At 54.0% G+C, this 14069-nt stretch carries 16 protein-coding genes; 11 read left to right on the top strand and 5 right to left on the bottom strand.

The window, feature by feature from the left end:
- From CKO_RS03550 to ldtA, 8 genes are all read left to right on the top strand, one after another.
- Positions 1-282, top strand: a complete 282-nt coding sequence (locus CKO_RS03550; RefSeq protein ID WP_012131789.1) for an energy-coupling factor ABC transporter substrate-binding protein — start codon at positions 1-3, stop codon at positions 280-282.
- Positions 269-946, top strand: coding sequence for an energy-coupling factor ABC transporter transmembrane protein (locus CKO_RS03555; protein ID WP_012131790.1), 678 nt, complete (start codon positions 269-271; stop codon positions 944-946). Before CKO_RS03550 ends, CKO_RS03555 begins: the two co-directional genes overlap by 14 nt.
- 8 nt (positions 947-954) lie before the next feature.
- Positions 955-1770, top strand: coding sequence for an energy-coupling factor ABC transporter ATP-binding protein (locus tag CKO_RS03560; protein ID WP_012131791.1), 816 nt, complete (start codon positions 955-957; stop codon positions 1768-1770).
- Entirely contained in the window at positions 1767-3287 is a 1521-nt protein-coding gene (locus CKO_RS03565) for a cobyric acid synthase (RefSeq protein ID WP_012131792.1), read from the top strand. The genes CKO_RS03560 and CKO_RS03565 overlap by 4 nt, the downstream gene beginning before the upstream one ends.
- Positions 3284-3829 (top strand): bifunctional adenosylcobinamide kinase/adenosylcobinamide-phosphate guanylyltransferase, encoded by a 546-nt coding sequence (gene cobU / locus CKO_RS03570; protein WP_012131793.1) that lies wholly within the window; start codon positions 3284-3286, stop codon positions 3827-3829. Before CKO_RS03565 ends, cobU begins: the two co-directional genes overlap by 4 nt.
- Positions 3826-4569: an adenosylcobinamide-GDP ribazoletransferase gene (gene cobS / locus CKO_RS03575; protein ID WP_012131794.1), complete on the top strand. Its 744-nt coding sequence runs from the start codon at positions 3826-3828 to the stop codon at positions 4567-4569. Before cobU ends, cobS begins: the two co-directional genes overlap by 4 nt.
- Before the next feature lie 25 nt (positions 4570-4594).
- The gene (gene cobT, locus CKO_RS03580; RefSeq protein WP_024130209.1) at positions 4595-5653 is read left to right on the top strand and encodes a nicotinate-nucleotide--dimethylbenzimidazole phosphoribosyltransferase; all 1059 of its coding nucleotides are present in this window, start codon (positions 4595-4597) and stop codon (positions 5651-5653) included.
- Positions 5654-5765: 112 nt separating this feature from the next.
- A complete protein-coding gene (gene ldtA / locus CKO_RS03585) occupies positions 5766-6695 on the top strand; it encodes a L,D-transpeptidase (RefSeq protein ID WP_024130210.1) in 930 nt (309 codons plus the stop codon).
- Here the strand turns inward: ldtA and CKO_RS03590 are convergent.
- Entirely contained in the window at positions 6670-7572 is a 903-nt protein-coding gene (locus tag CKO_RS03590; protein WP_012131797.1) for a LysR substrate-binding domain-containing protein, read from the bottom strand. The genes ldtA and CKO_RS03590 overlap by 26 nt on opposite strands.
- Positions 7573-7682: 110 nt before the next feature.
- Between CKO_RS03590 and CKO_RS03595 the strand changes: the two genes are divergently transcribed.
- Both CKO_RS03595 and dctP read left to right on the top strand, forming a co-directional pair.
- Positions 7683-8273, top strand: coding sequence for a nuclear transport factor 2 family protein (locus CKO_RS03595; protein WP_012131798.1), 591 nt, complete (start codon positions 7683-7685; stop codon positions 8271-8273).
- Positions 8274-8321: 48 nt separating this feature from the next.
- A complete protein-coding gene (gene dctP, locus CKO_RS03600) occupies positions 8322-9377 on the top strand; it encodes a TRAP transporter substrate-binding protein DctP (protein WP_024130211.1) in 1056 nt (351 codons plus the stop codon).
- A 478-nt stretch (positions 9378-9855) separates the two neighbouring features.
- Here the strand turns inward: dctP and CKO_RS03610 are convergent, their stop codons facing one another.
- The 3 genes from CKO_RS03610 to CKO_RS03620 all read right to left on the bottom strand — a co-directional run bounded on the left by CKO_RS03610 (position 9856) and on the right by CKO_RS03620 (position 12189).
- Positions 9856-10359, bottom strand: coding sequence for a YqhG/Tai3 family protein (locus CKO_RS03610; RefSeq protein WP_012131801.1), 504 nt, complete (start codon positions 10357-10359; stop codon positions 9856-9858).
- Entirely contained in the window at positions 10359-10727 is a 369-nt protein-coding gene (locus CKO_RS03615; RefSeq protein WP_024130212.1) for an NlpC/P60 family protein, read from the bottom strand. The genes CKO_RS03610 and CKO_RS03615 overlap by 1 nt, the downstream gene beginning before the upstream one ends.
- 337 nt (positions 10728-11064) lie before the next feature.
- A complete protein-coding gene (locus CKO_RS03620; protein WP_024130213.1) occupies positions 11065-12189 on the bottom strand; it encodes a YbdK family carboxylate-amine ligase in 1125 nt (374 codons plus the stop codon).
- Between the two features lie 243 nt (positions 12190-12432).
- Here CKO_RS03620 and CKO_RS03625 point away from each other — a divergent pair, with 243 nt between their 5' ends.
- Entirely contained in the window at positions 12433-12996 is a 564-nt protein-coding gene (locus tag CKO_RS03625; protein ID WP_012131804.1) for a flavin reductase family protein, read from the top strand.
- Between the two features lie 87 nt (positions 12997-13083).
- Here the strand turns inward: CKO_RS03625 and CKO_RS03630 are convergent, their stop codons facing one another.
- Positions 13084-14061 carry a FecCD family ABC transporter permease gene (locus CKO_RS03630; RefSeq protein ID WP_012131805.1) on the bottom strand — a complete coding sequence of 326 codons (978 nt, stop codon included), beginning with the start codon at positions 14059-14061 and terminating at the stop codon, positions 13084-13086.
- Between the last annotated feature and the right edge of the window lie 8 nt (positions 14062-14069).

Consider the following 14069-nt stretch of genomic DNA (forward strand, 5'->3'; position numbering starts at 1 on the left):
ATGAAAAAGACGCTGATATTGTTAGCTATGGTGATTGCCCTGGTGATCCTGCCGTTTTTTATCGATCATGGCGGTGAGTTCGGTGGCTCTGACGGCGAAGCGGAAAGCCAGATCCAGGTGGTGGCGCCGCACTATGAACCGTGGTTCCAGCCATTGTATGAACCGGCCAGCGGTGAAATTGAAAGTCTGCTGTTTACGCTGCAAGGTTCGCTTGGCGCGGCGGTGATTTTCTATATTCTCGGTTACAGCAAAGGCAGACAGCGCCGTGATGACCGGGCTTGATCGACTCAGCTACCAGAGCCGCTGGCTTCATGTTACGCCGGTGCGTAAGTTTTTGCTCTGGTTGCTGATGATGATTCTGGCCTTTACCCTGCCTCCTTTGGGGCAGGGTATTGAACTGGCGCTCATCGCCGGGCTGAGCTGCTGGCTGCTGCGGATTTCGTTCTGGCGCTGGTGTCGCTGGATGGCGATACCGTTTGGTTTTTTAAGCGTGGGCGTGGTGACGATTTTATTCAGCGTGAGCCGCGATCCTCTCTTGTTACTGGCAAGCGTTCCGGTTGGCGATTACTGGCTGGGGGTGACCTCGTCAGGGTTGAATACCGCCAATGAAACCTTCTGGCGCAGTCTGAGCGCGCTGGCGGCGACGTTCTGGCTGGTGTTGAATCTGCCGTTTCCGCAACTGATTATTTTGCTTAAGCGCGCGCATGTGCCACGGCTGCTGACCGAGCAGATCCTGCTGACATGGCGCTTTATTTTTATCCTGTTAGATGAAGCGCTGGCCATTCATCGCGCGCAAACGCTGCGTTTTGGCTATCGTAGTTTGCCAAAAGGCTATCGTTCTCTGGCAATGCTGGTGGGTTTGCTGTTTACGCGTGTGCTTATCCGCTATCAGCAAATGACCACCGTGCTTGATATCAAACTGTATCAGGGTGATTTTCACCTGTAAGGATTCGTATGCTTGCCACCTCCGGTCTCTGGTTTCGCTATCAGGATGAGCAGGTGCTCAAGGGGCTAACGCTGGATTTCTCCCCCCATGCGGTTACCGGGCTGGTGGGCGCGAACGGCTGCGGAAAATCGACGCTATTTATGAACCTGAGCGGTTTACTGCGCCCGCAAAAAGGCGAGGTTTTGTGGCAGGGAAAAGCGCTGGATTACAGTAAGCGCGGGCTGCTGGCGCTGCGCCAACAGGTGGCAACCGTTTTTCAGGACCCCGATCAACAAATTTTTTATACCGATATCGACAGCGATATCGCTTTTAGTCTGCGAAATCTAGGCGTGGCTGAGGATGAGATTGCCCGCCGCGTGGACGATGCGTTGACCCTGGTTGATGCGCAGCATTTCCGTCATCAGCCGATCCAGTGTTTAAGCCACGGGCAAAAAAAACGCGTGGCGATTGCGGGGGCGATGGTGTTGCAGGCCCGCTACCTGCTGCTGGATGAACCCACTGCCGGGCTTGATCCTGCCGGGCGCACACAGATGATCGCGATCATCAAGCGGATTGTGGCGCAGGGGAATCATGTTGTTATTTCCAGCCATGATATTGATCTCATTTATGAAGTCAGCGATGCCGTTTATGTGCTGCGCCGTGGCGAGGTACTGGCATACGGTGAGCCGGGAGAGGTGTTTGCACGCACTGAACTGATCGAACAAGCCGGGCTGACGCAACCGTGGCTGGTCAAACTGCATGCGCAACTGGGGTTGCCGCTGTGTAAAACGGAAGAAGAATTTTTTGGGCGTATGCGAGAGAACGCGCTGAAGGAGGCGTCATGACGCAGGCAGTAATGTTGCAGGGAACGGCATCAGATGTAGGTAAAAGTGTGCTGGTGGCGGGGCTGTGCCGCATCTTTTATCAGGATGGCCTGCGCACGGCGCCGTTTAAGTCACAGAATATGGCGCTGAATTCCGGCATCACGCCGGACGGCAAAGAGATGGGACGCGCGCAGATTTTCCAGGCGGAAGCGGCGGGGATTGCACCGGATGTGCGGATGAATCCGGTCCTGCTAAAACCGACCAGCGATCGGAAAGCGCAGGTGGTGTTGATGGGCAAAGTCGCCACCGATATGGACGCGGTTAGCTACCATGAATATAAGCCGCGTCTGCGTGAGCAGATCCTCACGGTTTACAATAGCCTGGCGCAAGAATATGACGTTCTGGTGCTGGAGGGCGCCGGTAGCCCGGCGGAAATAAACCTGCGTGACCGCGACATCGTCAATATGGGGATGGCGGAAATGGCGCAATGTCCGGTCATTCTGGTGGCGGATATCGATCGCGGCGGCGTTTTTGCCTCTATCTACGGTACGCTGGCGCTGCTGCATGATAGTGAACGCGCCAGAGTGAAAGGGGTGATCATCAATAAGTTTCGCGGCGACGTGACGCTGCTCTACTCCGGCATTGAACAGATTGAAGCGCTGACCGGCGTGCCGGTTCTGGGCGTGATGCCCTGGCTGGAGGTCGATCTTGAAGATGAGGATGGCGTGGCGCTGCAAAAAGGCAAATACCTGCGTACCGATAAACGTGATATCGACATTGCCGTTGTTCAGGTGCCGCACATCTCGAATTTCACCGATTTCAACGCGCTGGCGGCGCAGCCGGATGTTCGCGTGCGCTATGTGCGCCACCCTGAAGAACTGGCGGGCGCGGACCTGATAATTCTGCCGGGTAGCAAAAATACGCTTGGCGATCTGGTCTGGCTGCGTGAAAGCGCAATGGCACATGGCGTGTTGCAGGCGCATCGTCAGGGCGTACCGGTGGCAGGTATCTGTGGCGGCTATCAGATGCTGGGCGACACCATTATTGATGAGGTGGAGTCCGGGCTGGGCACGCTCCCCGGTCTTGGGCTGCTTAATACCGTCACGCACTTCGCGCAGGATAAAACCACCACGCAGGTTGAAGGGCAGATGGCCTCTGCGCTGCCGGGATGGCTGGCGGCGGCGTCTGGCCTGGCGGTGCGCGGGTATGAAATTCATATGGGCGAGACGACACTGAATGCACAATGCCAGCCAGCCATGACGTTACGCAAAGGCGAAAACGCTATCGCTGACGGCGCGGTAACGGACGACGGACTGGTCTTTGGCACCTATCTTCATGGCTTGTTCGACAGCGATGCGTTCACGCGGGCGCTGGTCAATGGCCTGCGCGTGCGTAAGGGGCTGACGCCGCTGGATCACGCCTTCCATTACGCGCAATATAAATCGCAGCAGTTTGATCTGCTGGCGGATGCGATGCGACAACACATCGATATTGAGAAAATTTATACCATCATGCAGCAGCACCGGGAGCCCGTATGATGATTCTGGTGACCGGCGGCGCGCGCAGCGGGAAAAGCCGCCATGCGGAGGCGTTAATCGCGGATTCGCCGCAGGTGCTGTACATCGCCACGTCGCAGATTTTTGACGAGGAGATGGCGGCGCGGATTCAGCACCATCGGGATGGCAGACCGCCGCACTGGCGGACAGCGGAATGCTGGCGGCATCTTGATGCGCTGATTACGCCAGATAACGCCCCCGAAGAGGCCATTCTGCTGGAGTGTATCACGACCATGGTGACCAATTTATTGTTCGCGATGGGCGGCGATACTGACCCGGATAACTGGGATTACGCGGCGATGGAGCAGGCGATTGAAGATGAAATTCGCACGTTGATCGACGCCTGTCAGCGCTGTCCGGCTCAGGTGGTTCTGGTGACCAATGAGGTGGGCATGGGCATTGTCCCGGAAAATCGTCTGGCGCGACATTTTCGCGACATCGCCGGGCGCGTCAATCAGCGTCTGGCTGCGGCGGCGGATGAGGTCTGGCTGGTGGTATCGGGTATTGGAGTCAAAATTAAATGAGTAAGTTGTTCTGGGCGATGCTCGCTTTTATTTCGCGTTTGCCTGTTCCGACCCGTTGGTCTCAGGGGCTGGATTTTGAGGAGTATTCCCGCGGTATTGTGACATTCCCGCTAATCGGCATGCTGCTGGGCGCGATTGGCGGCCTGGTGTTTGTGGCGCTTCAGTCCTGGTGCGGCATTCCACTGGCGGCCCTGTTTTGCGTTTTGACGCTGGCGCTGCTGACCGGCGGTTTTCACCTCGACGGTCTGGCGGATACCTGTGACGGTATTTTTTCCGCCCGCCGCCGGGAGCGGATGCTGGAAATTATGCGTGACAGCCGCCTGGGCACCCACGGCGGGCTGGCGTTGATTTTTGTCCTGCTGGCGAAAGTGCTGGTGATTAGCGAACTGGCGCTGAGAGGCACGCCGATGCTGGCGGCGCTGGCGATGGCCTGCGCGGCGGGGCGCGGTGTCGCCGTATTGCTGATGTATCGTCATCGCTATGCCCGTGAAGAAGGGCTGGGCAACGTGTTTATCGGCAAAGTTACCGGGCGACAGACCTGCGTGACGCTGGGATTAACCGCTATTCTCGCGGCGATACTCATGCCGGGGATGCACGGGGTCGCTGCGCTGGTGGTCACTCTGGCGGCAATTTTTATTCTTGGGCAATTATTAAAACGCACGTTGGGTGGGCAAACCGGCGATACGCTGGGTGCGGCGATTGAACTTGGCGAGTTGATCTTCCTGCTGGCTCTGCTGTGAGCCAGCCAACACGATGAGAACCCTTATGCAGACGTTAACCTCTTTACTCCGTGACATTCCCAAACCGGACAGCGACGCAATGGCGCACGCCCGGCAGCACATCGACGGCTTGCTCAAACCGCCGGGCAGCCTCGGGCGCCTGGAAGCGCTGGCCGTACAGTTAGCGGGGATGCCCGGTCTCAACGGCACTCCGCATGTCGGTAAGAAGGCGATGCTGGTGATGTGCGCCGATCATGGCGTGTGGGATGAAGGGGTTGCGGTCTCGCCGAAAGTTGTCACCGCCATTCAGGCGGCCAACATGACGCAGGGAACAACCGGTGTTTGCGTACTGGCTGCTCAGGCCGGGGCAAAAGTCCATGTGATTGACGTCGGGATTGATGCCGACCCGATCCCCGGCGTGGTGAATATGCGCGTGGCGCGTGGGTGCGGGAATATCGCGACAGGCCCGGCGATGAGCCGCGTTCAGGCCGAAGAACTGCTGCTGGAAGTGATGCGCTACACCCGCGAACTGGCGCAAAGCGGCGTGACGCTGTTTGGCGTTGGCGAACTGGGAATGGCGAATACCACCCCTGCGGCGGCGATTGTGAGTGTACTGACCGGTAGCGATGCCGAAGATGTGGTGGGGATTGGCGCGAATCTTCCGCTCTCCAGAATTGGCAATAAAGTTGAGGTTGTGCGCCGCGCTATTGCGGTGAACCGGCCCGATCCGCGTGATGGCGTTGAGGTGCTGGCGAAGGTGGGCGGTTTTGACCTGGTCGGTATGGCGGGCGTGATGCTGGGCGCCGCGTCATGTGGATTGCCGGTTGTGCTGGATGGTTTTCTCTCCTATTCTGCGGCGCTGGCGGCCTGTCAGGTTGCGCCGGAAATTAAACCGTATCTGATTCCGTCGCATTTCTCGGCAGAGAAGGGCGCGCGGATTGCGCTGGAGCACCTGGAGCTGGAGCCGTATCTGCATATGGGAATGCGTCTTGGCGAAGGCAGCGGCGCAGCGCTGGCAATGCCCATCGTTGAAGCCGCCTGCGCGATGTACCGCAACATGGGGCAACTGGCGGCAAGTAATATTGTCCTGCCGAATGGTAAATAAAGATAAGCCGTATCGTTTCCCTTCGGTGGCGCTCATTCGCTGTTAACGTCGGAAAGGCGATAAAAAAGCTATAATTAACCGACATCTGCTGCGATTTGAGGAAAGGGAAATGATGCCTCGTGTGAAATTGTTTTGTTCTTTTATTCTGCTGTTCGCAAGCCAGAGCGCGCTGGCGGTAAGTTATCCATTGCCGCCAGAAGGGAGTCGTCTGGTCGGCAACCCGCTGACGATAACCGTCCCGGACAATAATACTCAACCGCTGGAAGCGTTTGCGGCGCAGTACGGACAGGGGCTGAGCAATATGCTCGAAGCGAATCCCGATGTGGACGTCTTTTTGCCGAAGTCCGGTTCGACGCTGGTGGTGCCGCAGCAGCTTATTTTGCCGGATACCGTGCGTGAAGGCATTGTGGTTAACGTGGCGGAAATGCGTCTTTACTACTATCCGAAAGGGGGCGATACCGTTGATGTCCTGCCGATTGGCATTGGCGAGGCGGGGCGAGAAACTCCACGTAACTGGGTGACTGCGGTAGAGCGTAAGCAGGAGGCGCCGAGCTGGACGCCGACGGCGAATACCCGACGTGAATATGCTAAACGAGGCGAAAGTCTGCCCGCGTTTGTCCCCGCCGGGCCGGATAACCCGATGGGGCTGTATGCAATTTATATCGGTAAGCTGTATGCCATTCATGGCACAAATGCGAACTTCGGTATTGGGCTGCGCGTGAGCCAGGGGTGCATCCGGTTGCGTAATGATGACATCAAATACCTGTTTGACAATGTGCCGGTGGGCACTCGCGTGCAGATTATCGATCAACCGCTGAAAACCACCGTCGAAGCGGACGGCAGTCGCTGGATTGAAGTGCATGAGCCGTTATCGCGTAATCGCACTGAATTTGAATCTGACAAAAAAGTACCGCTGCCGATCACGCCGGTGATGCGTACTTTTATGAAGGGCGATGGCGTTGACATTCATCGCGTCAACGAGGCGCTGGAGCGCCGCTCCGGGATGCCGACAAATATCAGCGCGGGTCTGACGGGGTTCTGACGTTTCTCCGCGCAATCTCCAGAAAAGCCTTTACCGCGCCGTTATTGTCGTTCTTTCTGCTGAGCAGCATCAGATTGGCCGATAACTCAGGCGCGTCGAGAGGGCGATAGACCAGGCCGGGAATGGCGATGTGCATCAGCGGTTCAGGCACCAGCGCCAGCCCTTGCCCGGCGGCGGCCAGAGCCAGTACGCTGAGCGTGCTGGAGGTGCAATGGGCGACGTGCGGAACATGACCCATAATCTCTGTGAGCATCATATAAAGCGGCTCATCCGCACGGTGGGTGTCGTAGAAAATGAGGGGCTCTTCAGCCAGCATACCTACCGTCAAATGGGTTTCACAAGCCAGCGGATGATCGTCGGCGATGGCGACCATCCGGCCCCAGAGGCCTATTTTTTCAGCCGCTAATTCTGGCTGGCGTACGTTATGGTGATCGGGTGTGTAACCAATGTCGAGCTGGCCGCTCAGAATGGCATCCGCTTGTAGCAACGGCGCGATTTCGCACACGACCAGTTCCGCATCGGGATAGGCCTGGCGAAAGGCGCGCAGATCTTCTGTCAATTTGCCGCTGAACACCGCGTTGCCAGCAAAGCCGACGCGCACAAGACCCGTTTCTCCGCGCATCGACCGTTGTACTGTCAGACGGGCATGTTCCGCCTGCTCAAGCGTGCGTTGCGCTTCAGTCTGCAACAATTTTCCCGCTTCGGTTAACTCAACTTTCCGGCTGGTACGAATAAACAGCGGGCCGCCTAACTCTTCTTCCAGCGCCTTGATCTGCATGCTCAGCGCGGGAGGAACGATATTGAGTTTTTCGGCGGCGCGGCCAAAGTGTCCTTCTTGTGCAACGGCAAGAAAATAGCGTAAGTGGCGCAGATCCATACGATGGCCTCATCATTCATCTAAACTGAATAATCTGTAAGATTTATCTATTGGATTTTAACGTTAATGGCGAGGAAACTGAATCCACTTAACTGGCTGGAGTAAAAATTATGCACAATCACCTGGCGGATCGTCAGCAAATTACCGATCTTCTCACTGGCTGGATGCATCGCGATCTGGGCGAGTGGGAGCAACTTCGCGGGCTGTTTCACCCGGATGGCACCATTGAGATAACCTGGTTTGAAGGGCTGGCGAGCGATTTTGTTGACGGCTCAATGCGTATGGGCGCCTCTGATATCCGCACCAAGCATTTGATTGGCACGCCGGTAGTGACCTTCAATAGCAGCGTCAACCGCGCCATTGTAGAAACCAATGCCATGATCATCGGCGAGAATGTGAAGCTGAATCTGGGGATGGTGACCCATAATCGCTTTTACGATATGGCGGAAAAACGCGATGGCGTGTGGAAACTCTTCAGACGCCAGAGCATTTATGACATGGGGAGTTTTACCTTCCCGCTGGGCGTGGTCGATATTGATCAAAGCGCGGTAGCAAAATACCCGCGAGAATACGCCGCGCTGGCATACCTGCTGGAAAAAAGCGGATTTCCGGTCACGCGTGTATTCGCAACGCGCGGCAGTGCGCTCGAACAGCAGATGAAAACCGAAGGGCAGCGCTGGCTGTCTGAGCCCGTTGTTTAAGCTTCATCAGCGACTGCGATCATCATGATTCTCAAAAGGATAAGAGAAATGCTCACCACTATACCAGGACGAAAATGCATCGCCGTTCTGTTTGCGATGCTAATGTTTCCCGGTGCGGCTTTGGCTGCGCAAACCCTAATCTACAGCGACCATGAACCGCTGGGTGGAATGCGCACTCGTTTTATCAATGACGTATTTTTCCCCGCAATCGAAAAAGAGTCGCGTGGTCGCCTGAAGGTAGAGGCGCACTGGGGAGGCGAGCTAAGTGATGGTTATACGGCTCTGGCGATGGCGGGAAAGGGGGACAAAGCGGATATGGCTGTTGTTGTACCTGAATATGCGGCTAAGGCATTACCATTGCAGCAAATCTTTAAAAGCTTCCCCGTCGGCCCTGCCGGGGAAAAGCAGGTTGCTTTCTTTCGTCGCGTTTATGCGGATATCCCGGATTTTTCGGCAGAACTCAAGAAAGAAAATGTGGTGAATGTTTTCATTGCGACCGGCTATCCGCTGGCTTTTTTTAGCACTACCGCGCTGAATAATCCTGAAGGACTTAAGGGGGGAACGTGGCGCTCCGCCAGTTTCTGGCACCAGGGGTTTCTGAAAAATGTCGGCGCTAAAGCCGTGACCATGCCCTGGGGAGATGAAACCTACAAGGCCTTACAAAGCGGAAGTCTCGACGGATTAATGTTGAATGTGGATAGCGGCTATGCGTTAAATGCTCAGCGATTCGCGCCTGATGTGCTGGTTTCGCGGGATCTCTGGCTTGGGCATGTTTACCTGCTGGTGATGAATAAAAACACCTGGGATAACCTTTCCCGCGACGATCGGGCGGCGATTCAGCGGGCCGCTGACGTCGCTTATCAATCCCTGGGTTCCGTAATGGATAAAAGCTTCACCACACAAGTCGCCGATCTGGAAAAAAGCGGTGCGACGGTCAGAATCCTGCACTCTGAAGACGTTGCGCAATGGAAAGCCGCCACCCGATACCAGGAGATTCAGTCTGAGTGGGTGAAGGAGCTGGAAAAGAACGGGCTTACCGAGGCGGGAAGGGTGATGAACCAGGTCAGTAGCATTCTGGACGAGATGGTGTCTCCGACCCCTTAAGCGAGAAGACAAAACGTAACGCTCGGGAACGTATTACTACAGTTGCCTGATAAAAGGGCCGAATAACCATTTTCGGCCCTGGCGTGCATCATTTTTTATAATTCTTTGGTGCTGATAGCAGCATTTTTCGCATACGTTCCATGACGGTGTTTAAGTCCACCGCGCGTTTAATCATACTGCGTATTCTGTCTGAATCATTGATGCCCTTTTTGACATACCGGGCAATATATTGCAGAACGTACTTATCCTCATCACCGTGGATGCGTAATGACAGGTTCTCTACGGTCTGCAATATCTGACCCGCCAGCGACTGACGCTGGCGGGAGTAGGCTCTTATATCCTTAAATGATTGCTGAATTATAAAACATTCCGTAGCGCTGACGTTGTTGAATCCACCGGAGGACGAAAGAAAAGCATAATGACTGTTAAGGTCGGCCGCGCATTGGGATTAATTTAGCGGCCGTTATAATCTCCCTATTTAATTGGTAGTTGCAGCATGTTGCTTCGCTTTCTCAATGGCGTGTGCGTCAAATATGTAATGCTCATAACCGGCGGTAACATTCTTCACTCTGTATATTTTCCACTTGCCGCCCTCTCTTTTTAGGTAGACTCCAATTTGATACGTCTGATTGTTTTGTCGACCCAACCAAACATCGACGTATTCACCACCAAAACAGTTTTTAGCTTTTCCAACTTTCAATAAGGGGATCCAATCTGCTGAATAATCTTGCGCATATGTATAGTAATCGGTGTCGATAATCTCCTGCTCATAAATATGAGAGATAGTATTTAGTTGGGCTAGCGTATCCTTCGAAATATATTCATCCATCTTTTCAGGCGCAGGCTTTATTTTCCCTTCACTATTTGCAAACACGTTTAGATAGTAAGTGTAGAAATCTGAAACACGCCGTTCTGCGTTATCGCGTCCTGAGCTGCACGCGGTAATTGCAAATATCATGAGAACAACATAAAGGGCTTTCATCAATCCTTCCTGTACATTTGATGCGCTGGCTTTGACGAACGGTATCCAGGACCGCCCCAAAAATCCCGCTGTTTAAAGTCTGAATACCAATCCTGGCCGTCGTAAATAGCCATGTGACCGGCGGCGTGTCCTCCCGCGTAAGGCTGAATCACTACCACGTCACCAGCTCTGGGGGATTGCGTTGAAGATATTTTTCTAAACCCCGCAGACTCCAGCATTGGGCCGTAATCTTTGGCGTTTTGCGTGTTTGTTACGGTCACGCCCCCTGCCTTTATGGCCTTGCGCACATACGATGCACAGTTATTCGTTGGCCCCGGTTCGGCGTGATGTTTTGCCCAGTTTCCGGCGCTTCTTGTGTCCCATCCCATGATTATCATCCATTTCAGTTAGAGAAATTGCTAATAGATACCCAATTAGTTAGGAGGGTTAATCATTTAGTGCCACAGAAAGCGTAACGTGATAAGCGAGGCAAGTGCGCTTGACGCTGAGAGCAGGCGGAATCAATAGCGAAGGGATTGCCTAAACGAATTCCGAAAATAAAAGAATGCGGGTATCGGAATATGAGCGGGAAACAGGTCAGTAGCATTCTGGACGAGATGATGTCTCCGGCCTCTTAAGCGAGAAGGCAAAACGTAACGCTCGGGAACGTATTGCGACAATTGCCTGATAAAAGGGCCGAATAACTATTTTCGGCCCTGGCGTGCATCATTTTTTATAATTCTTTGGCGCTGATAACAGCATTTTTCGCATACGTTCCATGACGGTATTTAAGTCCACCGCGCGTTTAATCATACTACGTATTCTGTCTGAATCATTGATGCCCTTTTTGACATACCGGGCAATATATTGCAGAACGTACTTATCCTCATCACTGTGGGTGCGTAATGACAGGTTCTCTACGGTCTGCAATATCTGACCCGCCAGCGACTGACGCTGTCTGGTTAACGTGTTGACGTAGCTGGCCTGTAAGCCATCGCGCCGGGCGTTAAAGATATTGTATTTTTCAATAGCATGATGTTTTTTGACGATATTTGTCCGGTTGGCTAACAGATACTGAGCCAGTATTTTGCTATAGCCTGTGAGCATTGCGGCATGAAATATTGTCAGCGGCATATCGCATATTCTGATTTCAATTGTGCCCAGAGCAGGCTGTGGCCTGACGTACCAGTAAATATCTTTGATACTTTTAATGATCCCGACATCGACCATCTCGTTATAAAATACGACGAACTCGTCCCAGTTATAGATGTTTTCAATCAGTTCACTGTTCAGAAAGGCGTTCTGCCCGGTAAAGCGGGAACTTGAAAAAGAGGTATCCACGCCATCCAGCCACGGCGAAGAGGCGCTGAGTGCAACTAAATGGGGCAGGTAGGGAATAAGCGCATGACACAGATAAATGGCGTCATCGCCATCCTGAACGCCAATATGAATATGCTGCCCAAATACGCAGGCCATTTTGGTGATGTAGCCATAGCGTACGGCCAGATTTTGATGACGTTGTAAATCGCTAATCACCTGTTCTCGCCAGTCGCCATCTAAATGGCGGCCGCCGCCGGTAACATCGCAGCCGTGTTTTCTGGCGACTTCCCTGACGTTACAGGCTAATAAAGATAATTCTTCATGCAGTTTAAACACCGAAGAGTGTACTGAGCTGTTCAGCTCAATCATTGACTTGGTTAGCTCATGCTTTATTTGCTGAGTGTGCGCCATATCGGCCAGCACGATATCCGCTTTATCTACCAGCCTGGTATCGTTTCTGTCGATTAACTGGAGTTCCAGCTCGGTGCCCGTCGTAAACCGCAGTGAGCGGGTAAAAGGTAGAGATACCATAATGTCCTCTGCACTGAGTTGTTGTGGTTGGCCTGAAATTCTATTGTTAAAAGTGTAGGTCAGACGGTCATGCCTGCCAGAGGTGAATCGCAGAACCCTGATTACGGTCATAAAACCATTTTATTGGTATGGTTAATTTTTTGCGATATGACGAGAGAGAGTATGCTGTAGCGCGAGGACTGCTCAGGTATTGCCGCAGCAGTGTGGCCTGTTTTTGTGGAACACTTTAACAGGAGTCATCTTATGAGCTTAGCTATTACTAAAGTCGATTATCCGGTCAGTCAGGTTCGCCGATATTTAGAACCGGGCCCGGTTGTGTTGGTGTCATCCAAATGGAACGGAAAGACCAATATCATGACGCTGGGCTGGCATACCGTTCTGGAATTTTCTCCCTCGCTGGTCGGGCTGATGATTTCGGGCGGCAACCACAGTTTTGAGATGATCCGTCATAGCCGGGAATGCGTGATCAACGTTCCGCTGACGGATTTGGCCGAGACGGTCGTGCGAATCGGCAACACGTCCGGCGCTGACATCGATAAGTTTGCCGAATTTAATCTTACGGCACAGGAAGCCGATGAGGTTGATGCCCCGCTGATCCAGCAATGTTATGCGAATTTTGAGTGCTGTTTGTATGATGATGTGCTGGTGGAACGCTACAATTTTTTCATTTTCGAGGTCGTGAAGGCGCATGTGGCCACATCACCGGAACACCCTGAGACGATTCACTATACAGGGAAGGGGGAGTTTATGGTGTCGGGCAAGACAATGAATCTGAGCGCGCTGTTCAGGCCGGAAATGCTTATCTGAGCGTTTGCGGTGGCGCTCGTCACGGATAAATGGCAGAAAGCCCGCTAAAAAGCGGGCTTTCTGCCAGGGATCGCCTTCGTCAGTATTTTATCGGGAAGTCCGTGAAATCAGGAACAGAAATACCGGAACCCCGAGTATCGCCGTCAGGATGCCGACGGGTAATTCACGAGGCGCAAACAGCGTTCGGGCAAGCGTATCAGCCAGAACGGTAAAAGTCGCGCCGCACAGCATGGATGCCGGCAGCAGCGATCGATGGCGATGACCAATGAATATGCGGGCGATATGAGGCACGGTCAGCCCAATAAAACCTATTGCTCCGCAACATGCCACAATGACCGCAGTCAATAAGGTCAACAAACAATACAGGGCGAGCCTGATTGCGCCAACGTCCACACCAAGCGACGCTGCCGTCACATTGCCAAACGTGAGCACATCCAGCTCTATTGCCCGCCACCAGCAGAGCAGAAATATCGGCAACAGCACCAGTGCGCAAAGCAGTACCTGAAGCCAGGATGCCTGTGCAAAGCTTCCCAGCAGCCAGAACATCACCCCTCGCGTGGTGTCTGCATCCGTTTTCCAGAGCGTGGTTAATGATGTGGCGGCGGAGAGAAGCTGTGTCACGGCGACGCCGGTCAGGATAAAACGGCTGGACTGGCCGGATAGCGATTTCCGCGCCATGAAAAGCACCAGTGCGAAAGCCAGCATCGCGCCGCAGAACGCCCCGGCAGGTACAGCGGCCCAGCCCGCACTGAGACCAAGCGCAATGACCAGTACCGCGCCAAACCCTGCGCCGGATGAGATCCCCAACACCCAGGGGTCGGCAAGAGGATTACGTGTCAACGACTGGAGCACCGTTCCAGCCAGCGCTAATGCGGCGCCCGCCAGCGCAGCAAGCAGGGTGCGCGGCATACGCAGAGACCATACGATCCGCTGATGAAGCGTTCCCGCTGTATCGCTATGCCAGTAGCCTGCCAGTATGGCATTTGCCACGTCCTTCATGGAAAAGGTCACCGGGCCATACATAATGGCAATGCAAAACGCCAGCATCAGGGCCGGAAACAGCATGGAGAGGC

This window comes from Citrobacter koseri ATCC BAA-895 (assembly GCF_000018045.1).
Lineage (GTDB): Bacteria > Pseudomonadota > Gammaproteobacteria > Enterobacterales > Enterobacteriaceae > Citrobacter_B > Citrobacter_B koseri.